At 39.6% G+C, this 21,389-nt stretch carries 21 protein-coding genes; 15 read left to right on the forward strand and 6 right to left on the reverse strand.

What is annotated here, in order from left to right:
* Positions 1 to 111: 111 nt before the first annotated feature.
* The 7 genes from IV514_RS11620 to fadD all read left to right on the forward strand — a co-directional run bounded on the left by IV514_RS11620 (position 112) and on the right by fadD (position 7,286).
* Positions 112 to 2,031 (forward strand): ATP-dependent DNA helicase, encoded by a 1,920-nt coding sequence (locus tag IV514_RS11620; protein WP_206485443.1) that lies wholly within the window; start codon positions 112 to 114, stop codon positions 2,029 to 2,031.
* Positions 2,032 to 2,056: 25 nt separating this feature from the next.
* Positions 2,057 to 2,755, forward strand: coding sequence for a tRNA (adenosine(37)-N6)-threonylcarbamoyltransferase complex dimerization subunit type 1 TsaB (gene tsaB / locus IV514_RS11625; RefSeq protein ID WP_206485444.1), 699 nt, complete (start codon positions 2,057 to 2,059; stop codon positions 2,753 to 2,755).
* Between the two features lie 56 nt (positions 2,756 to 2,811).
* Positions 2,812 to 3,174, forward strand: a complete 363-nt coding sequence (locus tag IV514_RS11630) for a hypothetical protein (protein ID WP_206485445.1) — start codon at positions 2,812 to 2,814, stop codon at positions 3,172 to 3,174.
* Positions 3,175 to 3,210: 36 nt separating this feature from the next.
* Positions 3,211 to 3,891: a M50 family metallopeptidase gene (locus IV514_RS11635; protein WP_206485446.1), complete on the forward strand. Its 681-nt coding sequence runs from the start codon at positions 3,211 to 3,213 to the stop codon at positions 3,889 to 3,891.
* A gap of 46 nt (positions 3,892 to 3,937) precedes the next feature.
* Positions 3,938 to 4,543: a Slp family lipoprotein gene (locus tag IV514_RS11640; RefSeq protein WP_206485447.1), complete on the forward strand. Its 606-nt coding sequence runs from the start codon at positions 3,938 to 3,940 to the stop codon at positions 4,541 to 4,543.
* Positions 4,543 to 5,409 carry an alpha/beta hydrolase gene (locus tag IV514_RS11645; RefSeq protein WP_206485448.1) on the forward strand — a complete coding sequence of 289 codons (867 nt, stop codon included), beginning with the start codon at positions 4,543 to 4,545 and terminating at the stop codon, positions 5,407 to 5,409. Before IV514_RS11640 ends, IV514_RS11645 begins: the two co-directional genes overlap by 1 nt.
* Positions 5,410 to 5,618: 209 nt before the next feature.
* Positions 5,619 to 7,286 carry a long-chain-fatty-acid--CoA ligase FadD gene (fadD, locus tag IV514_RS11650; RefSeq protein WP_206485449.1) on the forward strand — a complete coding sequence of 556 codons (1,668 nt, stop codon included), beginning with the start codon at positions 5,619 to 5,621 and terminating at the stop codon, positions 7,284 to 7,286.
* Positions 7,287 to 7,367: 81 nt separating this feature from the next.
* Here the strand turns inward: fadD and IV514_RS11655 are convergent, their stop codons facing one another.
* Positions 7,368 to 8,105, reverse strand: a complete 738-nt coding sequence (locus IV514_RS11655; protein ID WP_206485450.1) for a YciK family oxidoreductase — start codon at positions 8,103 to 8,105, stop codon at positions 7,368 to 7,370.
* Positions 8,106 to 8,393: 288 nt separating this feature from the next.
* Between IV514_RS11655 and IV514_RS11660 the strand changes: the two genes are divergently transcribed.
* From IV514_RS11660 to tmpT, 3 genes are all read left to right on the forward strand, one after another.
* A complete protein-coding gene (locus IV514_RS11660; RefSeq protein WP_206485451.1) occupies positions 8,394 to 10,796 on the forward strand; it encodes a VolA/Pla-1 family phospholipase in 2,403 nt (800 codons plus the stop codon).
* 115 nt (positions 10,797 to 10,911) lie between these two features.
* Entirely contained in the window at positions 10,912 to 11,964 is a 1,053-nt protein-coding gene (sohB, locus tag IV514_RS11665; RefSeq protein ID WP_206485868.1) for a protease SohB, read from the forward strand.
* A gap of 20 nt (positions 11,965 to 11,984) precedes the next feature.
* Positions 11,985 to 12,641, forward strand: coding sequence for a thiopurine S-methyltransferase (gene tmpT / locus IV514_RS11670; protein WP_241242365.1), 657 nt, complete (start codon positions 11,985 to 11,987; stop codon positions 12,639 to 12,641).
* A 3-nt stretch (positions 12,642 to 12,644) separates the two neighbouring features.
* Here tmpT and IV514_RS11675 read toward each other — a convergent pair whose 3' ends face one another.
* Complete coding sequence (locus IV514_RS11675; RefSeq protein ID WP_206485453.1) at positions 12,645 to 13,133, reverse strand: hypothetical protein; 489 nt, start codon at positions 13,131 to 13,133, stop codon at positions 12,645 to 12,647.
* Positions 13,134 to 13,266: 133 nt separating this feature from the next.
* On the opposite strand from IV514_RS11675, the gene IV514_RS11680 reads away from it, so the two are divergent.
* Entirely contained in the window at positions 13,267 to 13,884 is a 618-nt protein-coding gene (locus IV514_RS11680; RefSeq protein WP_206485454.1) for a fumarylacetoacetate hydrolase family protein, read from the forward strand.
* 95 nt (positions 13,885 to 13,979) lie between these two features.
* Here the strand turns inward: IV514_RS11680 and IV514_RS11685 are convergent, their stop codons facing one another.
* From IV514_RS11685 to IV514_RS11695, 3 genes are all read right to left on the reverse strand, one after another.
* The gene (locus tag IV514_RS11685) at positions 13,980 to 15,665 is read right to left on the reverse strand and encodes a FapA family protein (RefSeq protein ID WP_206485455.1); all 1,686 of its coding nucleotides are present in this window, start codon (positions 15,663 to 15,665) and stop codon (positions 13,980 to 13,982) included.
* 29 nt (positions 15,666 to 15,694) lie between these two features.
* Entirely contained in the window at positions 15,695 to 16,021 is a 327-nt protein-coding gene (locus IV514_RS11690) for a hypothetical protein (protein WP_206485456.1), read from the reverse strand.
* 261 nt (positions 16,022 to 16,282) lie between these two features.
* Positions 16,283 to 17,560 (reverse strand): CinA family nicotinamide mononucleotide deamidase-related protein, encoded by a 1,278-nt coding sequence (locus IV514_RS11695; protein ID WP_206485457.1) that lies wholly within the window; start codon positions 17,558 to 17,560, stop codon positions 16,283 to 16,285.
* 141 nt (positions 17,561 to 17,701) lie between these two features.
* On the opposite strand from IV514_RS11695, the gene IV514_RS11700 reads away from it, so the two are divergent.
* From IV514_RS11700 to dapA, 3 genes are all read left to right on the forward strand, one after another.
* Positions 17,702 to 18,451: a DUF4097 family beta strand repeat-containing protein gene (locus IV514_RS11700; protein WP_206485458.1), complete on the forward strand. Its 750-nt coding sequence runs from the start codon at positions 17,702 to 17,704 to the stop codon at positions 18,449 to 18,451.
* 124 nt (positions 18,452 to 18,575) lie between these two features.
* Complete coding sequence (locus IV514_RS11705) at positions 18,576 to 18,956, forward strand: hypothetical protein (protein ID WP_206485459.1); 381 nt, start codon at positions 18,576 to 18,578, stop codon at positions 18,954 to 18,956.
* A 75-nt stretch (positions 18,957 to 19,031) separates the two neighbouring features.
* Positions 19,032 to 19,952: a 4-hydroxy-tetrahydrodipicolinate synthase gene (gene dapA, locus IV514_RS11710; RefSeq protein ID WP_206485460.1), complete on the forward strand. Its 921-nt coding sequence runs from the start codon at positions 19,032 to 19,034 to the stop codon at positions 19,950 to 19,952.
* A 46-nt stretch (positions 19,953 to 19,998) separates the two neighbouring features.
* Here the strand turns inward: dapA and IV514_RS11715 are convergent, their stop codons facing one another.
* Positions 19,999 to 20,877, reverse strand: coding sequence for an RNA pseudouridine synthase (locus IV514_RS11715; protein ID WP_206485461.1), 879 nt, complete (start codon positions 20,875 to 20,877; stop codon positions 19,999 to 20,001).
* 129 nt (positions 20,878 to 21,006) lie between these two features.
* Between IV514_RS11715 and IV514_RS11720 the strand changes: the two genes are divergently transcribed.
* Positions 21,007 to 21,363 carry a ribonuclease E inhibitor RraB gene (locus IV514_RS11720; protein WP_206485462.1) on the forward strand — a complete coding sequence of 119 codons (357 nt, stop codon included), beginning with the start codon at positions 21,007 to 21,009 and terminating at the stop codon, positions 21,361 to 21,363.
* Positions 21,364 to 21,389: the final 26 nt, after the last annotated feature.

Raw genomic sequence — 21,389 nt, forward strand, 5'->3', positions numbered from 1 at the left:
TTCTGAATCAACAGTGAATAATGGCCTGATAAGTAAATTAGCTGATGATATCACTTTCATTCTGTAGGGCGCTTTATATAATAGCGACACTTTAGTTTATTCAGTAGTTACATGTCACCAGTCGAACTTGCTTTTTCTCGTAGCGGAATTTTATCCAAAGTGTTAACCGGCTATTCTCCGCGCCAGGCACAAATTGATATGGCGCTGGAAGTTGAATTAGCGATTGAGCAACAATCATCGTTAGTGGTAGAGGCTGGCACCGGAACAGGTAAAACTTTCGCCTATCTACTTCCAGCATTACTGTCTGAAAAAAAGGTGATTGTTTCCACTGGAACAAAAAATCTGCAAGAGCAGTTATTTCATAAAGATATTCCATTATTACGAAAAGCCATGGCGACCAGCGCACAAATTGCATTGTTAAAAGGTCGAGCTAATTATCTGTGTCATTATCGACTTGAGTTATACACGCAAGAGCGAGGTCAGCTCGATGCTGCCATGTTAGCGGATTTTGTTAATGTGAAAAAATGGTCAACGTCGACTCAAAGTGGCGACATTGGCGAGTTAGTGAATGTCGCCGAAGATTCTGCCATTTTTCCTTACGTCACCAGCACAGTTGATAATTGCTTGGCAAAAGATTGTCCTCATATCGATGATTGTTATTTAGTAAAGGCGAGAAAAAAAGCCATAGATGCAGATGTAGTCGTGGTGAATCATCATTTGTTTTTTGCTGATATGGCGTTAAAAGATACGGGGTTTGGTGAACTTATTCCAAAAGCAGATGTTGTTGTCTTTGACGAAGCGCACCAAATTCCAGATATTGCCAGTGATTATTTTGGCGAGGCGTTTTCTACCCGGCAAATTATTGATCTGTGCTCGGATGTGAAACAGCTTTTTCGCACCAGTTTGGCAGATGTTAAACAATTGGAAAAAGCAGCGGAAAAGTTACAAAAAACTGCGCAGGAGTTTCGGTTGTTATTTCACCATGATCCTGAGCGAGGTAATTGGCGTGAAAAACTACAATTACCAAGGATGTCTAGGGCTTTTGCTAACCTTAAAACCGATCTTGATTTTCTTTATCAGGTGATAAAATTATGCTTATCACGCAGTGAAGCGACCGATAATTGTTTTGAGAGAGCCGTTAATATTTTAGCTAAGTATGATGTGATGGCGAATATTGAGCAAAATGGCATGAGTTTTTGGTACGAGACAACACGTCGTCATGTGGTCTTGCATTTAACCCCGTTAAGTGTGGCTGATAAATTCAGTACTTTTGTTGAAGCGTCTGGTGCTGGCTGGATTTTTACTTCTGCGACCATTGCTGTCAATGATGGTTTTGAGCATTTTACCTCTCAACTTGGATTATCGCAGGCGCAAACTTTGTTAGTGGATAGTCCTTTTGATTATTTAGCTCAATCTCAGTTAGTGGTACCGCGTTATTTACCTGATGCCGCTCATCACAATCGAGCGCAGGCATTGGCTGACTTAGCGCAGCCGTTAATAGCAGCAAGTCATGGTGCTTGCTTTATGTTATTTACCAGCTACCGAATGTTGAACCAAGTCGCTGAGATTTTAGCTGATCAAATAGAAAACCCTTTATTAGTGCAAGGGCAGATGAGTAAACGCAAGCTGTTAGATGAGTTTATTGATAACTCAGAGGCAGTATTACTTGCTACGGCAAGCTTTTGGGAAGGTGTCGATGTCAGAGGAGATAAATTGACTTGTGTGATTATCGATAAGTTACCTTTTGCTTCGCCAGATGATCCCATGTTGCAGGCACGCAGTGAAGATGTACGTCGCCAAGGAGGAGATCCGTTTAGTGAAATTCAATTGCCACAAGCGGTAATTGCACTAAAGCAAGGGGTCGGGCGCTTAATTCGCGATGTTACTGATCAAGGTGTCATGGTAATATGTGACGATAGATTAGTGAGTCGTCCATATGGACAAGTATTTTTGAAAAGTTTACCTGATATGCGTCGTAGCCGTGATATCAATCATGCGAGTAAATTTTTAACTTCACTTCATTCACAGTAACCAATTGAACAGTTAGACGAGATTTATGGCAAATTATATTGCAATTGATGCTTCAACTGAGGCATGTTCCGTAGCATTATTAGTGGACAAACAAGTATTTCATGAGTTTGAATTGTGCCCGCAGTCACATAGTTTGGTGTTGCTGCCTATGATAGATCGCTTGTTAAAACAAGCGGGGTGTCAATTATCTGAGCTTGATGGCTTGATCTTTGGTCAAGGCCCAGGCAGTTTCACTGGCGTTAGAATAGGCATAGGCGTTGCGCAGGGCTTGGCATTTAGTGCTGAACTACCTGTTGTTGGTGTTTCAACACTGCAAGCAATGGCTCAATTGGCTTATGAGAAGTTTCAGCAATCTAAAGTGGTGTCGTTAATTGATGCGCGAATGTCTGAAGTGTATCTAGGCGGTTATCAGGTGAACGAGCAGGGGCTTATGATGCCTGTACTTGATGAAGCTGTTTTATCGCCGAAAAAAGTCGCCGAATATTTAACAGCTTTTAATGACGGTATCTATGGAGTGGGTACTGGCTGGGATGCCTATGCTAGTGAATTAACAGTGAAGAAATTAAATCTTGATTCACCTCAAGTGTTATACCCAGATGCCAAGGCAATGTTAACCCTTGGTCAATTTGCTTTTGCTCAAGGGAAATCGGTCAACGCTGAAAATGCCCAACCGGTTTATGTTCGCGATACTGTGTCGTGGAAAAAGCTACCCGGAAGAGAATAATTAACGTTTTAACTGAAAAATTTTGTTATTTGGTAAAAATTTGGTAGATTTAAGGTATGCAGATTTATAGCGCAAACTCATTTACTCCACAAGCAACTGCTTCATTGGCTGTTGATAAATCTGCGCGCACACCTGAGCAAAACAATCGTTTAGTTGTTGACCCTCAACAGCAAAAAGCCCAAACAGATGAACAAGCTAAACAGCAAAAACAGCGTTTTGATGTTGATGAGCAAGCTATCACACAGTTTGAAGAGCAAAAGGCGCTCACTAATACTCGAACAAGCCCACAGAAAATTGACAGCGGTTACGATCAACCTTCTCAAGTTAATTTATCAGCGGTGTCAAGATATCAATCTGTGGGAGATATTGCACAACGAGAGGCAATTCAACAAACGTTTGGTGTTGATTTATATGCCTAATTGTTTGGGGATTTTTACTCAATCATCTCAATTATTATGAGTACAGAGTTAGACAGTTCTACGAGTAAATTTTCTGATAAATATCGATTTTGGCTCATTCTTGTCATTGCCTTAGTGGTGATGCAAGTACCTGTTATATCAATTCCTTTTAAATGGTTTGAAAGTTTTTTTCATGAAATCAGTCATGGACTAGCCGCAATTTTTACTGGAGGTTCAATCGTCAGAATTGAGCTGTTTACCAACGGGGCTGGTTTATGTACCACACGTGGAGGCTCTGCATTTCTTATTAGTTTTTCTGGCTATGCTGGTGCCAGCGCATGGGGAATGATACTTTATTGGTTTAGCAGTATGCATCAGCGCTTAGCTCAAGTGGTTAGCCTGGTGATTGTATTACTGTTAGCTACGACGTTAATTTTGTGGGTTCGTGATTTCTTAACTTTTACTATTATCGCTATATTACTTGTGATTATTTTGCTCAAGTTTAAGTTAACTAATCTCAAGTATTTACAATTTATGTTGCAAATAATCGCGGCAGTAGTGTTACTTAATAGCGTACGTAGTCCGTTATATTTAATTGACGGCCGTGAGTTGGGTGATGGTGCTGCTTTGGCGAATATGACTATGATTCCTGAGATGATCTGGGTGGTGCTATGGTGTATTCTAGGGTTGCTAGCGATTGTGAGCGTCATGAAATTAAAGATGAAAACTATTCGTTAATTGCATGGTCATAATGACTAGGGTGGCAAAGATCAATGAGGATCAAATGAAAAATATTATTAATAAATCAGTGTTGGGTAACTTATTAGGCTTATCATTATTGTCTTTATTGACAACAGGTTGTGTTAATATACCTGAATCTTTGCAGGTTGATGAAGCAACGCAACTTACTGATTTTGGTAAAGTAAGGGCGAATGCGACCCAATATGTAGGTACTCAAGCTCGTTGGGGCGGCGTCATTGCCAAAGTTGAAAATCAAGCGGATACCACTATGTTAGAGGTGGTTCGTTTTGAGCTTAAGGCATCGACCCGACCTACGCCAAAAGATGAAACTCAAGGACGTTTTCGAATTTACCATCAAGGCTTACTTGATCCCATGATTTACAAAGAAGGTAGAAGCATCACCGCACTAGGAACTGTTGCAGCTTCAGAAGCTGGCAAAATCGGTGAGCATGATTACCTATACCCTGTGCTCAATAGCAGCTCGGTTCACCTTTGGAAAAAAGTAAAACCTGTTGAAATGTCAGTGTTTTTTCAACCATATTGGATGACACCGTCACTTTGGTATTACCCAAGAACCTATCACCCTCATATACGTTACCCTTTAAGGGAAAAAAAGCCGGTAGTTAACACTAGCAAACAGACTCGTTAATGGTAAATACTAACATCCATGAAGTTAGTTTTGATTTAGGTGATATTCAGCTAAATGGTATTTCAAATGGACTTATGGATGCGCCTTTGTTGCTATGTTTGCATGGCTGGCTTGATAATGCGGCAAGTTTTATTCCGTTAATTGAGCAGTTAGATGGTTACCACATCATCGCTATTGATTGGCCAGGACATGGTCATTCTGCTCATCGCGGACAAGATGCGCATTATCACTTTATTGATTATGTGTACGATTTACTTTTATTATTTGAACATAACAATTGGCAAGCGATTGATATCATTGCCCATTCTATGGGGGGGATGGTTGCTTCAGCTTTTTCAGCTGCTTTTCCTGAAAAAGTGAGAACTCTTACTTTATTAGATTCAATTGGTTTTATTAGCGCTAATGCCGAACAAACAACTGAGCAACTTCGTAACGGCATGCTGAGTCGTCTTAAGCGAAAAGAAAAACGTAAGCCAGTTCACTCGTCATTAGATTCAGCGATTAAAGCACGTAGGCAAGTGTCAGATTTAACTTATCGTGATGCCAAACTGATTGTTGAACGTGGTTTAATGGACTACCAAGAAGGAGTCACTTGGCGATCAGATAGTCGTTTACGTAATACGTCACCTTATCGTTTGACGATTGAACAAGCTCAGCAATTTATAAAAGATGTTAACATGCCAGTGCAGTTAATCTATGGTGATACAGGGTTATCACTTGTCGAACATGGTATCGAATTTTATGGTCCTTTATTTAAGCATTTTAAGGCGTATAAGCTCAGTGGGGGGCATCATATTCATATGGAGCAAGCACAAAAAACCAGCAAGTTAATTGAGTCATTTATTAAAAATACTGACGGTTTTTAGCTAATATCAAAGAAAACACCTAAATCCGTTTAAAAACTATAGACATTGGACCAGTATTAAAGTAAAACTTCCAAATTCAAACGTCTGTTTAAAAATTTAGGCACTATCGTAAAGGTACTTTTTAAAGTGTTGTGATAGAAAATAACTAAACTCACATTAAGTGAAATAAATGTCTAAAGTCATGTTGCAAGTATAAAGAGGAGAGCATAGTGCAAAGTGCTGAGCGAAAAATTTGGTTGGAACGAAGTTACCCACCTGGAGTTCCGTTTGAAATAGACCCAGACAAATATACCTCTCTTGTTGAATTGTTTAATAAATATGCTGGGATTTATGCCAATCGTGCAGCATTTATTAATATGGGTGCCGAAATTAGCTATGCAGAATTAGAGCAACAAGCAAAAGCGTTTGCTGCCTATTTGCAACAAGAACTTGGGTTAAAAAAAGGCGACAAATTTGCCATTATGGTGCCTAATTGTTTGCAATATCCCATCGCATTGTTCGGTGCACTAATGGCGGGCTTAACCGTTGTCAATGTGAACCCACTCTACACAGCGCGAGAGTTAGAACATCAGTTAAAAGATTCTGGCGCGAAAGCAATGTTAATTATTGAGAACTTTGCCCACACACTTGAACAAGTTATTGATAATACGCCACTTGAGCGAGTGATTTTAACATCATTAGGTGACCGTTTAGGTTTTATCAAAGGTAATATTGTCAACTTGGTGGTCAAATATGCCAAGAAAATGGTGCCAGCATTTTCTCTTAAAAATACGGTACGTTTTAATCATGTGTTGAATAAAGGAAGTTCACTCCCTTATACGCCGGTATTACTAAAGGGTGATGATTTAGCCTTCTTACAATATACCGGAGGTACAACTGGTGTCTCGAAAGGAGCAATGCTAACTCATCGTAATATGGTCTCGAATTTACAACAAGCAAAGGCCGCGATAAAGCCGCTAGTAGAAGAAGGCAAGGAGCTGGTTGTAACCGCATTACCGCTTTATCATATCTTCGCGTTAACCGCGAATTGCTTAACCTTTATTACCTTAGGTGGCACTAACTTATTGATCACAAATCCTCGAGATATGCCTGGCTTTGTTAAAGAATTAAGTAAATATCAATTTACTGCATTAACTGGGGTAAACACGTTATTTAATGGGTTATTGAATACACCGGGCTTCGACCAGTTAGATTTTAGTCATTTAAAAGTCTCACTTGGTGGTGGTATGGCCGTTCAACGTCCTGTTGCTGAGCGTTGGGAAAAAGTGACAGGTACACGATTACTCGAAGGTTATGGCCTGACAGAATGTGCCCCTTTAGTGACGATTTGTCCATATAACCAAACGCATTATACTGGCAGTATTGGTTTGCCGGCATCTTCGACCGATATTCGCATTGTCAGAGACGATGGTACAGATGCCGAAATTGGTGAAGCAGGTGAAATGTGGGTAAAAGGTCCGCAAGTGATGGCAGGTTATTATAATCGACCAGAAGCAACGGAAGAAATATTAAAAGATGGCTGGTTAGCTACCGGTGATGTTGCTGAAATGGATGACAAAGGTTTCTTCAAAATTGTTGATCGTAAAAAAGATATGATCATAGTTTCAGGTTTTAATGTTTTCCCCAATGAAATTGAAGAAGTCATTGCCTCGCTAAATAGTGTTTTGGAAGTTGCCGCTGTTGGTGTTCCTCATGAAATATGTGGTGAGGAAGTGAAAGTCTTTGTGGTAGCAAAAGACAAATCTCTGACTAAAGAAGAGATTATTACCCATTGCCGAGCTAACTTAACAAATTATAAAGTGCCTAAGTTGGTTGAATTTCGTGATGAACTGCCAAAAACAAATGTTGGTAAGATATTACGAAGAGAGCTTAGGTAAACATAAAACGTTAATGAAGAGCGATAATGAAAAATGCCGACGTTATGTCGGCATTTTTGTATCTGGAAGTTTAATTATTGCTTACTGGGCTTTTAACACCTGGCCAGTTACAGCTTTACTATCATCTGACATCAAATAAACGTATAAAGGCATAATTTGCTCCGTCGTTGGAAGCGTTGCTTGATTTTCTGCGGGGTAGGCCTGCGCACGCATAGGTGATGCAGTAGCGCCAGGGTTAATCGCATTCACTCTTAATGTTGATTTATCATATTCGTCAGCAATAACCTGCATCAAGCCTTCAGTGGCAAATTTAGATACGCTGTATGCGCCCCAAAATGCTCTTCCTTCACTGCCAACGGTTGAAGTGGTAAAGACTAAAGAGGCATTTGGTGCTAATAAGAGGGTAGGGATAAGTGCTTGGGCCATTAAGTGTTGAGCCGTGACGTTTACTTGCATTACATCTTGCCAGATTTGCTCATTAATATGGGTATAAGGAGTTAGCTCTCCCAGAATCGATGCATTGAATAATGCCCCATCAAGTTGACCAAACTGTTCAGCAATGGTTGCTGACATATCAATATAATTTTGCTTAGTTGCACCTTTTAGATCTAATGGAATAATCGCTGGCTCAGGTCCGTTATTTGCGACAATTTCATCATAAGTTTTCTCAAGCTTTGCCACAGTTTTACCTAGCAAGATCACGGTTGCACCTAACTGGGCATAAGTGAGTGCTGCTTGGCGACCAATGCCATCGCCAGCACCAGTTACAAGAATCGTTTTATCGGCTAAACAGTTTTTTGAAATCGTATAATCAAACATAGAACAAACAAGTCATTAAATAAATGCCGCTATTCTACTCTGAGTAAAATTAGCTGACGAGGAAAAGTTGAAAATAGAGTGAAAAATTTTAATTTTATTGTGAATAAATCAAAAAACCACTGGCACAACGCATCATCTTGGGTTAAGTTTAACTGGTCTAACTTGTTAAGAATTCATTAAGAGATTTGTAGCTAGGATGTTGGAATTACATTTCTACAGCCTATTAAATATCAAGTAAAATAGAAAAGTATATAGACTAGAATATTGGCTAGTATCTGGGGAGAGATAATGAAAAAGCTAGTGCTAAGCGTTGCTATTGCGTCAACTTTAGGGTTAAGCGCCTGTGATAGTGAAACGGTTAAAGATGTAAAAAATGATATTGCCGAAAATGGCCCTGTAGTTGTTCAACCCGCTCGCGTGGTATTTGATCCTGCAAAAGGTATTGAAGGGTTATCAGTACCAAATGATTTAGTTTTCCAAGGCACACAAGATGGTACATTAGAAATTCCGGTTGCTGATCCAACCGATAGTTCAGACCCTTTTGTTGCCGCCAGTGCACTTGATGGTTGGTCGACCTCGCAACCATTTGTATTGAGTATTGATTTTCCTGAAGGGCGTTCATTAGACGGCGACAGTGTTTTTAATCCTGATTCTGTACGCATTTTTGAAACCACCATGGGTGGTGATGTAAGTGATGCCGATTGCGCAACAGTAGAACGTGGCCTTGCTTGTAAAGTGGTGCGTGAATTAGTCTATACCCAAGACTTTATTACTCAAGCCTCTGGTAATGATGTTGCTATTATCCCATTAAAGCCTTTATCGGGTAAAACAACCTATGTCATTGCCTTGACCAGTAGCTTACAAGATAACTTAGGTGAGCCTATTATGGGTTCAAGTACTTATGAGTTAATGCGGCAAGATATCAAAACTCATCCATTAGGTGATGCATCTCAATTAGCCTTACAAGGCGTTATTAATAGCTATGAAAAAGCGGTTGTCTCAGGCGGCGTTGAAAGTGATTCGATCATTTATACCATGGCGATGACCACACAATCGACCACTGATGTGTTGTATACATTGAAAAGCTTGATGGCGAATAATTTACAACAAGGGATTGTGCCAAGTATCAGTGTATCAGATACCGGCTTATCGGTTGCTGATGCCTTAGCAGGGCAAATACCAGCGCAATCTGTCCCTCTTTACTCAGCAGCAAATTTGTTCTCAGGTAGTATTACTTTACCATATTATTCAGGTGTGCCAACAGCGACTAACCCATTGGCACCAGTGAATACTTGGTGGAATGGCTTATGTGATTCAGGAGCCATGTTAGCGGGATTGGCAGCGAGTAACCCTGCAGCTATTCCTCCAGAAGCAGTGAGTGAAACTGATGGCATGTGTATGGCTATCTCTCAAGCAAGTGGCTTACCTGCTCCAGGTTTACGTGATTTAGGTATTGATCAAGAGCGTAACTTAACACGCTATAACCCAGTACCTAAACAAATGACAATGATGCCGATTGATGTGCAAATGACTACTCCTGATTTAGCCTGGGCAAATCCTGTTCGCGCCAGTATGAATATGGAGCCGTTAACTCAGCCTGAAAATGGTTGGCCTGTGGTAATTTTACAGCATGGCATCACTAGTTATAAAGAAGTGATGTTGGCTGTTACCGGCATGTTATCGATTAATGGTTTTGCAACTGTCGCTATTGATCATCCATTACATGGTAGCCGTGGTTTTGATTTAACTGGTGATGGCGTTGACGAAATTAATGCATCAACGGTAAGTTCATTACACTATGTTAACTTAGCTAGTATGCTATCTATGCGTGATAACACCCGCCAAAGTGCGATTGATATTGTCGGGTTACGCTTAGGGTTGAACTTTTTAGGTGGTGTAGATGGCAACGGTGATCCGATTAAAGTGAACAGCCAAGAAGTGCACTTTTTGGGACATTCGCTAGGGGCTATTTATGGGATCAATGCCTTAGCATTAGCCAATACACCGCTTGCACCTCAAGTTGACCCATTATTTAAAATCGATACTAATGTGTTAGCAATGCCTGGCTTAATGTTACCTAATTTCGGCATAGAGTCACCAGCATTTGAGCTACTAGTAAAATCGAACTTAGCCTATGGCGCATCAGCCGAGTTTAAAGCCTATGTTGATGCTAACTACCCAACGGGTTATAGCCAAGAGCAGTTAAATGCGCTTTATGAAGGTTTTTATGCGAGTTTAACACCGGCACAGCAGGGTGAGTTAGAAGGTGCATTTGCGCAATTTACCTTTATTGCCCAAACTGTGACAGATGCAGGGGATCCAATTAATTATGTTAATGCGTTAGCTGCGACTGAAACCCCAACCTTATTATTTGAAGTTGTCGGTAATGGCGCGGATAATTTACCTGATCAAGTTGTGACTAATACTGCACCTTCTACGCCATTAGGTGGTACAGAGCCTTTAATTAGCTTACTAGGTTTGCCAGGGGTGAGTGAAACGACTCAAGGCTCAGGTGCGGTAAGGTTTGCTTATGGTCATCATGGTTCAATTTTAGATCCAAGACCAAATGATGCCTCACCAGATGCAGAAAAAAGTGCCCGTGTGACGCAAGAAATGCAAACGCAAATGGCTGGATTTTATGCGACTAAAGGTCAAGTGATCATGGTAAATGATCCAGAAGTTATTCACTAAGTTAACCTGACAGAGTAACTTAATCAAAAGCCTTCAGTAATGAGGGCTTTTTTTATGGATTTTTATCCCCATTAATAATGTAATTGATCAGATAATTACTGTTTGGAGAGTAATGTTGGAATTTTTATATGAATATGGTTTGTTTTTAGCTAAAACAGTGACTTTTGTCTTGGCGGTTGGTGCAATCATTGCCTTGATTGCGAGCTCAGCGATGAAACAAGGAGCCAAAAAAGGTGAGTTAGAAGTAACGGATATATCAGAACAACTTGAAGAAGTGGAACAAGAAATTACTCATCATTTATTAACCAAAGAGCAATTAAAAGAAAAAGAAAAGCGCGATAAAAAACAGGCGAAAGAGCAAGCTAAAGCTGACAAAGCTGCGGCTAAAAATTCAGATCATACTGAACTAACCCATGAGCCAAAACTGTTTGTGATTGATTTTAAAGGTAGTATTGATGCTAAAGAAGTATCAGCATTACGTGAAGAAGTTACCGCTATTTTATTAGTTGCAACGGAAAAAGACGAAGTGTTAGTACGGTTAGAAAGTGGTGGTGGTATGGCACATTGCTACGGTTTAGCAGCCTCACAGTTAGATCGATTACGTCAGGCTAATATTCCACTTACCGTTGCCGTAGATAAGGTTGCAGCCAGTGGTGGTTATATGATGGCGTGTGTTGCCAATAAAGTGCTTTCAGCACCATTTGCCATACTTGGTTCGATCGGCGTGATCGCGCAGATCCCAAATTTTAATAAAATTTTAAAGAAAAACGATGTTGAATTTGAACAGTTAACAGCAGGTAAATTTAAGCGCACGTTAACTATGTTTGGTGAAAACACCGATGAAGGACGCGAAAAGTTTATTGAAGAAATTGAAGAGATGCATGAGTTATTCAAGGCCCATGTTGCTGAACATCGTCCTGAGCTTGATATTGAAAAAGTAGCAACAGGTGAAACCTGGTCAGGTAAAAAAGCGATTGAGGTTGGGCTTGTTGACGAAGTGATCACCAGTGATGATTATTTATGTCAAGCCAATAAAGACAAGAAGGTGATTGGTATTAAGTATGCTGTGAAAAAAGGACTTGCTGAAAAACTATCAAAAGCGGCATCGTTATCGGCAGAATCTTTTCTGGGCAAGTTGTGGCAAAATAATCGTATTTTTCCAAGCTAATCCTGTATGAGAACTAAGTGATGAAAGCATCTTTTTGGCATGCTTGTTGGGAGCGTAACAGTATAGGTTTTCATCAAGCTGATGTGCACCCTTTTTTAGCAAAGTATTTGCAGCCTAGATTGCAAGCGCAGGATAGCACTGTGTTTGTACCATTATGTGGTAAGTCTGCCGATATGGTATGGTTAGCCGATCATATGACAGTAGTAGGGGCGGAGCTGAGCGACATTGCTTGCCGAGACTTTTTTATAGAAAAGCAATTAGATGTTAGTGCTGTTAAGCAGCATAACTTTAATGTTTACCAGTATGAAAATGTCAGCTTATGGCAAGGGGATTTTTTTCAATTAATTGCCAAGCAGTTGCCCGCATTTGATTGGATCTATGACAGAGCCGCTATTATTGCTCTGCCAGAGGCAATGCAACAGGCGTATGTTGAACAGCTCAGCACTTTTATGAGCGAGCATAGTCAGTTATTTCTGGTTAGTTTGGAGTTTCCTGCCTCGGAAATGTCTGGTCCACCATTTCCAATAACAAGTGAGCGAATTGAGCAGTTGTTCCAAGGCTTTGAAATAGAACATGTTGCTCGCCATGAGCTAGCCGATAAAACCTTTGCTCAACGAAGGTTTGAGGTGAGTTATTTAATCGAAACCTTGTACATTATTCGGCGTAAGCGAGCATAACTTTTAGTTATTTACTAACTGTTGTTCAAGTGTACTCACTAAACGCGCCACTTGTTCTTGTTGTACTTTATCGACGATTGGCGCCAATTTATCTAATCCTTCAGGCATATAACCCGTGACTTGGTAGTGAAGTATTATTTCACTGGTTGTTGGTGAAATCGCATTGAATTTCCAAGACATGCCTCCTTGCACTCCTAACATTTGTAATGGGCCGAGCCCACCAATCATACGGATCTCTTGCTCAGGCACTACATAGGAAACCGTCATGTGCAAAGCTTGTTGTTTACCATTTCTTTCACAAAAGCATCCACCTACTTCTGGGGTTATGCTCAGTGCTTTAGCATTGCCAAACCAGGTATGCTCACTGTGCCACCACTCACTAATACGAATGAATTGCTGATAAGCCCTTGCTTGGCTAACAGGCACCTCTTGCTTTATCAGCAGTTGAAAACCATTATGATTGGCGTTGATAACTTCTGCTTGAGTTGTCATACCTAACAACGTAAGTAAAACGGTAAAAAAATATTTGGGTTTCATCAAAGCCTATAATTTATCTATCACTCTTTAAGGTAAATTTAGTTAAAATAGCGCTAATTGCAAAATAAATAGGAATGAATGAGTTACTATGAAGCATGTCACACTGGCTGGGCAAGCGGTCACGCCATCAAAAATTGTTTGTATTGGACGTAATTACGTCGATCATATCGCAGAACTTGGTAATGAAATACCAAATGAGATGGTAGTGTTTAATAAACCTAATTCAGCGATTTCTACGCAATTATTTGCCGTACATCATGAGCCTTTGCATTATGAAGCGGAGATTTGCTTTCTTGTAAACAATGGTCAGTTTTGTGCGGTTGGCTTTGGTTTGGATCTAACCAAAAGGGCATTACAAAGCAGATTAAAACAAAAAGGACTACCTTGGGAGCGAGCCAAAGCATTTGATGGTTCGGCTGTCTTTAGTGATTTTGTTGCCATAAAACAATCGGATATTAATGAACAACTACAATTAAGGTTGTTGATTGATGACGTTGAGCGACAAAAAGGTGGAGTTCAACAAATGATGTATAAGCCGGGTATTATTCTTGATGAGCTTAGTTTATATACTCACCTTGATGATGGCGATATTGTAATGACAGGTACGCCTAAAGGGGTGGGGCAGATTGAATCGGGCACCACATTTATCGGCATGATCATGCTTGGTGATCAGGTGTTAGTATCTCAAACATGGCATGTAGAGTAGCTTTAACCATGGCGGCTCGTAAATCAAACCCGCCTAACTGACTAAGGTAGAATATCAGTTATATTTTAATTGTGCGGCTATAAGGTAAATAAGGGTTATGTGTTGACAATCGGGTCGATAATTACTTTTCTTTCTTTGTAGCGCATTTTACTTGGTCCGTATTCTCTTTTTGTACGCTCATGAAATTCACCAATATAAACTTGTACGTTTTGGTAGAATTTTTCCAATGCTTCAACAAAAACACTCCCCATGTATTCTTCAATTTCTTTTTCAAGCTGTTCTTTGCTGTTTAGGTGTTCACCCATTAAATTGGCATGGTGTTGATAGGCGGAGGTGAGTTTTTCGATCGATTCTGGGTTTACTTTATCTTTTGGGAGCTTCTTCATTTTGTTGATGCCACTTTGTAACTCAGACGATTTTTTAGACTCGGCATCAATTAATTCTTCTATCTGCTCAAATTGTTCATGCAAAGTGGCGAGGTGGTCGATAAATTTAATAATCGTTGTACTGCCAGCTGTCGCACCTATGGTTCCTGCATGGACAGAAGTACCAGCTAAAATCATGCCGGCAATCAGTTTTCCATTTGCTCTGTCTTCAGTACCTAGCCATAACCTTTCACCCACATGGATAATGCTATGCATCATTTGCTTTTCAATGCGTAAATTTTTACAGCTAATATCGGCATATTGACAATATTTTGCATAAATATTGCCTTTTGCTTTGATATTGACACTCATGACAACATCAGCAACTTGTACTTCTTCCATGTCGTGTTTTTTACCAATAATACCTGTGCCTATGGTGATGTCACCACCAGCCTGTAGGAAAGCAGATTCAACAAAACCACCTATAGTGATATCACCACTGGCAATCACTTTCATCCCTTCACAAACATCTCCATCAATGATCACACTACCTTCAAAATCGATATGGCCCGTGCTGACATCAACATTTTTAATTTTATATATTTCATCGACTTCCATGCCATTTTCAATAACGCGCGGTAAACCAACTCTTGTCGATAGTAACAGGTTGTTGTTTTTAGGGCTTAATTCAGTTCCTTCGCCTTCTTTCAATTCAATATCGTTACCGGCTTCTGGCTCTAATGGGGTACCGGTAACGGTGAAGCCTTTCACTCCTTCAGTTGGAGGGATTTTCTTCGCTAAAGGATCGCCGACCTTAACACAAACAATATCACCAAGATCTCGCATATCAACTGAGCCATCTTCGCGTTCTTTTGGTTTGAGTATTCGCTCTTGGGCACTCTCTACTAAGGGTTTGATGATACCATCTTTACCATTAATCGCTTCTTTTCCATGAGCGATTTCACCTTTCACTATTGAGCCTGATGGTTCTTTAGCCGCGTGTTGGGCTAGTTTTACTAATTCTTCTTTGGTAAAGCCTTTGGAGATCCCAGCTTTTTGTGCCGCATGCAAAATGGCTTTGGCTGTTAAATGCTTTCCTCCTAATGCCGTTGATATTTCTGCTTTAGCCATCATTTCATCTTTTTCAATGTCAAAGGTGATGGTCGCATCACGGCGCTCTAGGATTTGATAGCGAATTTCTCGGCCTGATTTATTTGCTTGGAGTGGTTTTAATACGCTATTTAATTCAGCAATGGCATTTTTTATGTTGCCACTGTCTACGTATAGGCTGGTATATTCAGAGGAAGCGATCATTTCATGAATAGTTGCTTCCGTAATCACTGTACTATCTTTTACTGGCTGCAATAAAAGGTCAATATTGTTTTTCTTATTTGGCTCTAAAACTGCTTTGGTCACGCGTATTGCTCTCTTATTACTTGTAAAGGCTAGATATAGCTTTCTTGATGTATTCGAATAAAATTATTAGTGCCAACTTTTGAATAATCTATTTTGTATTCTTTATTATCTAGCGCTTGAACAAAAACTAACGTTTTCTCTTCACCAAAGACATCAACAGCGCCTAAATCGACGACTTCTTGATAGGCCTTTTTGGCATCAGATTTTTTGCGGGGAACTGGACCTTTATATAGACCAAGTCCTCGATTAGTGACAATTACTATTGGATGATTTCCGTTAACAATTAGTAAATCGAACTTTCTCATCTTATGAATAATTGTATTTCTACCACTGGTGATGAAATTCTTCTCAATCAAAATAGGCTCCTAGAAAGTAGCGAATCAATATTTAACCTGCTGTAATTCAAGTATAAATGCCTTTATAAATTTTGCTTACATTGCAGGGTTAAAATTTTAAATTTAATTTAGGATTAAATCTAAAAACCAACTACATATTAATTATAATTATTAGATTGACATTAATATATAAAGTTTTGATTTACTAAGCAATAAATACAAGTAACTAATTAAAAAACCCATGATTAATGTCATAAAAGTGTTAATTAAAGTAATAGTTAGTTAACAATAAAACGGGAGTTGTTCACTGTTGATTAGCAAGCGTCGAACAAGATCTAATGCGCGTTGGGCCACCATTAATTGAAAGTATTGTCTATCGCCCTTAATACAAAAATAATAGCTAGTGGCCTGTTGCTTGGTCGCTATTGTTAGCCAAACTGAGCCAACAGGTTTATCGGGGCTTCCCCCCTCGGGACCTGCAATACCTGATACGGCAATCGCATAATCAGCATGTGTACGTTCAAGAGCTCCTTTTGCCATTTCTATTACTACCTGTTCACTGACAGCTCCATGTGTGTTGAGTGTTTGTTCACAAACGCCGACCATTTGGGATTTCATTTGATTGGAATAAGTGACAAAACCCGCTTCAAATGCCTGAGAAGCCCCAGCTATATTGGTAAGTAAGCTAGCGATTAGCCCACCAGTACATGACTCCACTGTGGTAATTGATTGCTTTTGTTTAACTAACTCAGCTAACACCAGTTCAGCCATGGTGTGCATTTTATTATCATCAATTCTTCTTAAAACATGATCGCCTAGTAGCTGTAATAGCTTTTTTTGCCACAGCTCAAGTTGGGTTAACTGGTGTTTATGCTTAACTGTTAGCTTGACTTCTAACATGGGTGATGCTGCTCGAAAGCCTAGTAGAACATCTGACGGCCAATCAGGCAGATGTTCTGTGATCAATTGTTGCAACTTAGATTCACCAATACCAAATACTTGATATCTTTTGACAATATAATGTTCTGTGTTGGGTAATTGGTGTTTAATTTCAGGTAAAATGTATTGCTCCATCATGTGCTCTAACTCTTTAGGCACACCGGGAGTGCAATAAATATCACAGCCTTGGTAGTTCACAATAAAGCCAACAGCGCTGCCAATATCGTTGGGAATAATTTTTGCTGCATCGGGTAACATGGCTTGCGTTAAATTAGCCTCATCTAACTGCGTTGCTTTTTTGTCACACCAAGCTTGCAGATGTGCCAATGCTTGAGGGTGTTGTGCTAATTGTCTCTTGCTTGCTTTAGCAAGCGCAAGCGCGGTTAAATCATCTGTTGTTGGCCCTAAGCCTCCATTAATAATTAATATATCAGCACTTTGGCTCATTTGCTGTATTTCGCTAACCAGTATGTCGATATCATCGGCTACGGTAATTTTACGTTCAATGCTTGCCCCTATAGCGATTAACTGTTGAGCGATCATCACTGAATTGGTATCAACAATGTCGCCAGTCATTAATTCATTGCCGGTTAATAGTAGTTGTATGTTGAGTTGAGCCACATGAGTCCTTAAAAGGTTAATTAGCATTTAATTAATATTTAATTAGTTAATTTACCGATTAAAAAAAAGTATTTAAACCTTTTTCTCAATAGTTGTAACTAAGGATGTAGCAAGCGTATTTAATCAAACAAAGGTATGTGTATGTATAAGAATAAATTGTGTCTATTATCTATGTTATTTATGACTACTTCGGTATTGGCTGATGTACAAGATGAAGTGGTAAAGTCGTTTAATGTTGGAGAGCGAGCAGAGTTTCGTATCGAAAATATCAATGGCGAGGTTGAAATAACCGCATGGGATAAAAATGAGATCAAAGTCACAGCAATGATCACTGCTGATAACCAAGAAGAGCGTGAACGTATTATTATTGATATGGATGCGAATGCGCGAGGTGTGAGTGTTGAAACCCGATATAAAAAATCTGGTTGGGGAAATAATAACTCGGGTAGTGTTGATTATCGAGTACAGGTGCCAGTGAATACTCGCTTAACCTCTGTTGATTTAGTCAATGGTTCTCTGAGTATTGAAGGCGTTCGAGGTGAGATGAATGTTGACTTAGTGAACGGCTCTATCACTGCGACAGGCTTGGCAAGCGATAGCGAAATTAACTCAGTTAATGGCAGTATTGACGTTACCTATGAAAGCATTTCCAGTGAATTACGTGAAATATCGATTGATACCGTCAATGGTCGTATTGAATTGAATGTGCCTGAAAATATTAATGCCGAAGTGGATATTGAAACCATGCATGGCAGTATTCGAAACGATTTTGGCCTTTCCAGTGATAAGAACATGTTTTCTGGTCGTCACTTAAATGGCACTATAGGCTCAGGTGACATTAGTATATCGATTGAAAGTGTCAATGGTGGTGTGCGTTTACAAAAGCGTTGATCCAGTTGATATTTTCCTGAGGATAACCTAGATAGCAAGCGGCAATTTAGCCGCTTTTTTCGTGCGTAATACTGTCGAATTCGCTATGATCATTACACAGAGTAATGATTAGGCTTGGCGTAAAATGAAGTATGACAGACAGCAATTAGTCGGGGCATGGTATCGAAGTGATGTTGATGATGCAGAGTGTGTTCACACTGAATTTGCGCAAGTGTTAGCAGATGGCAGTTATGAATTTAGTTTTTCTGTCCATGATGCTCAAGGTCAGTTAATTGAACAATCGGTTGAAGTAGGGGACTGGGGCTTAGTCGGTGATATTCATTTTACTATTGCGAAAGGGGAATATATTGAGAATGAAGCGTATGTAGTGGATCTCGAGGACCCTGACAATTATCATGCTTATAGAGTGCTGACTTTAGACAATCAAATATTCAAATATCAACATATAGTTAGTGATGAAGTGTTTATCCTGCGGCGGGTTATTGATAAAATCGCTTATTGTTAAGATAATTCGCAAATGGTGCTAATAAGCGATTCATGATCACCACATTTGCTTAAGATATAAATAATAAGCCAAAAATTGAGAATATTGATGAAAGATTTACGTTCAGCAAGCCTGATTACTGCGATTAAAACGCCTTTTGATGCGCAAGGCAATATTGACTTGGCAACCTATGATAAGTTAGTCAGTGAACAAATTAATGCGGGGGTTGATGGTATCGTTGTTGGTGGAACAACTGGGGAAGGCCATCTACTTAGTTGGGAAGAGCATCTTATGTTAATTGCTCATAGTGTCCACCAGTACAGTGATAAACTTATTATTGTAGGAAACACTGGCAGTAATAATACTAGAGAAGCAATAAAAGCAACAGAAAATGGCTTTGCCATGGGCATGGATGCGGCATTACAGATTAATCCTTATTATGGTCGAACATCTAAAGCGGGTGTGATGGCACATTTTAATAAAGTATTAGAGATAGGCCCAGCATTTATCTATAACGTACCTGGACGCACAGGCCAAGATATCACACCAGATATTATTGAACCTCTATCTCGCCATGAAAACTTTGTTGGTGTTAAAGAGTGCGCTGGCGATGAGCGTATTGCTTATTATGAGCAAAAGGGTATTGCATGTTGGTCGGGTAATGATGATGAAAGTCATCAAAGTCGTCATCAATCAGGTTCACATGGCGTGATTTCAGTGACGTCTAATTTAGTACCAAAATTGATGCGTCAGTTGATGGATGAAGAGAACCCCAGTTTAAATGATAAAATGATGGGGTTAATGCAATGGTTATTTTGCGAGCCTAATCCTATTGCAATTAATACCACATTAATGATGACCAACGCTGTTGGTGCTAATTTTAGGTTACCATATCAACCATTAACACTGGAACAACGTCAGCAGGGGATTGAATTGCTAGAAGCGTTTGAGCAATCAGAACTAGTTGGCGAGCAACTCAATGTGATGTCTGATGACGACTTTACGTTTACGCCATAAGATTGGGTATGCTCTGCTTTGTTAGAGCTAGCTTAACAGAGAGCATTTACTTTGCTAGCTTTGATAGGCTCGGTTGCAGCTCTTCAGGCAAGGTAAATGTTTGATGTTGTTGGCTTAGGGGGCAGTCGAACGCTAAGCTAACAGCACATAATTGTAAATTAATGGCTTGTTCAAGCTTTTCTTTGTCACCATGTAATCGATCGCCCACAACAGGAATACCGATACTAGCGGCATGCTTTCTGATCTGATGTTTTCTTCCTGACACAATTTCCACATCCATTAAGCTCATGTCTAATACGCTACTGTATTCAATTGGGGCAAAGCGACTTTCTGCGCATTTGCTATCAATAGGCGTAGTTACCCGCCATTCATTCTGTTCATCTAACTTCATTAGTTGACCATGGCATATAATGCGGTAGTGCTTAGACAGTAAGTGTTGCTCAAATAAATGACTAAATGCCTTATTGGCTTTTTTACTATGCGCAATAATAATCAGCCCAGAGGCTGCACGGTCTAGTCGGTGGACAATAAATGCCGGACGTTGTGGTTTGAGCTGTGTTTCGGCCCAACGGGCAATAGTGCAGTGATCACTCCATTTAGAGCCTTGGCTTAGCATCCCATATGGCTTATACCAGATGCTATAATCGTGTTGATCAGAAATTAATTGTGCCGTAGGCGGTTGTTGGCTTAATACAAGTTCATCGTAATATAAGTGAAGGGTATCATCAGCTGCTAAGGTTTTTGTCAGCTTTCTTATTCGTTGTGTCTTATTTCGACGGCTTAACCATAAGGCGCCTTTTTGGATTGCGGACTTTATTTGAGCATTGCTTAACGGTGTTTTATTTTTATTACAGCCAATACTTAATGTGTCAATAATAGTATCGCTGATCCTTGTTACAGGGAGGTGTAGTTCAAACTTGAGCATTGCAATATCGGGTTATCGAAAAAGAAAACACTATTGTAACTAAATTAAGTATGAATCGTAAAAATTTACGTGTTCATTTGTCATAATAGGCGCTAGACTTGTTAGTAATTTTTTGATGTGGACAACTTTATGGAACGTGATTTTACTTTATTTCCTGATGATAATATTGGTAATGCTTTGTGGCAGATGTTACAGCAGGGGGATGACTTGTTGCAAACAAGAGAAATTGAATTTTCGGTGATTTTTCCTAATCAAGAGCTTGCTTTAAAATTTGGTCACTTATTACTTGAGAATAATCAAAAGCTTTCATTTTGCCCTTATCAAGAGAATGAAGAATTTCCTTGGGAGATCACTGCTTATCCAGAAATGCCAGCCAGTTATGAGAACATTGTTGCCTATCAACACTTGTTAGAAGCCAGCTCAGAACCATTAAAAGGAAAATTTGATGGCTGGTTCAGCCCTTCTATGAACAAATTTGCCCTTTAGTTTAAACGAATTACACCTATTTATTA

Source organism: Thalassotalea sp. G2M2-11, assembly GCF_017168195.1.
Taxonomy (GTDB): Bacteria; Pseudomonadota; Gammaproteobacteria; order Enterobacterales; family Alteromonadaceae; genus Thalassotalea_E.

Excerpts from the sequence above, each read along its gene's own strand:
- IV514_RS11620 (WP_206485443.1), top strand. The coding sequence starts at position 112 with ATGTCACCAGTCGAACTTGCTTTTTCTCGTAGCGGAATTTTATCCAAA.
- tsaB (WP_206485444.1), top strand. The coding sequence starts at position 2,057 with ATGGCAAATTATATTGCAATTGATGCTTCAACTGAGGCATGTTCCGTA.
- IV514_RS11630 (WP_206485445.1), top strand. The coding sequence starts at position 2,812 with ATGCAGATTTATAGCGCAAACTCATTTACTCCACAAGCAACTGCTTCA.
- IV514_RS11635 (WP_206485446.1), top strand. The coding sequence starts at position 3,211 with ATGAGTACAGAGTTAGACAGTTCTACGAGTAAATTTTCTGATAAATAT.
- IV514_RS11640 (WP_206485447.1), top strand. The coding sequence starts at position 3,938 with ATGAAAAATATTATTAATAAATCAGTGTTGGGTAACTTATTAGGCTTA.
- IV514_RS11645 (WP_206485448.1), top strand. The coding sequence starts at position 4,543 with ATGGTAAATACTAACATCCATGAAGTTAGTTTTGATTTAGGTGATATT.
- IV514_RS11655 (WP_206485450.1), bottom strand. The coding sequence starts at position 8,105 with ATGTTTGATTATACGATTTCAAAAAACTGTTTAGCCGATAAAACGATT.
- IV514_RS11660 (WP_206485451.1), top strand. The coding sequence starts at position 8,394 with ATGAAAAAGCTAGTGCTAAGCGTTGCTATTGCGTCAACTTTAGGGTTA.
- tmpT (WP_241242365.1), top strand. The coding sequence starts at position 11,985 with ATGAAAGCATCTTTTTGGCATGCTTGTTGGGAGCGTAACAGTATAGGT.
- IV514_RS11675 (WP_206485453.1), bottom strand. The coding sequence starts at position 13,133 with ATGACAACTCAAGCAGAAGTTATCAACGCCAATCATAATGGTTTTCAA.
- IV514_RS11680 (WP_206485454.1), top strand. The coding sequence starts at position 13,267 with ATGAAGCATGTCACACTGGCTGGGCAAGCGGTCACGCCATCAAAAATT.
- IV514_RS11700 (WP_206485458.1), top strand. The coding sequence starts at position 17,702 with ATGTATAAGAATAAATTGTGTCTATTATCTATGTTATTTATGACTACT.
- IV514_RS11705 (WP_206485459.1), top strand. The coding sequence starts at position 18,576 with ATGAAGTATGACAGACAGCAATTAGTCGGGGCATGGTATCGAAGTGAT.
- IV514_RS11715 (WP_206485461.1), bottom strand. The coding sequence starts at position 20,877 with ATGCTCAAGTTTGAACTACACCTCCCTGTAACAAGGATCAGCGATACT.
- IV514_RS11720 (WP_206485462.1), top strand. The coding sequence starts at position 21,007 with ATGGAACGTGATTTTACTTTATTTCCTGATGATAATATTGGTAATGCT.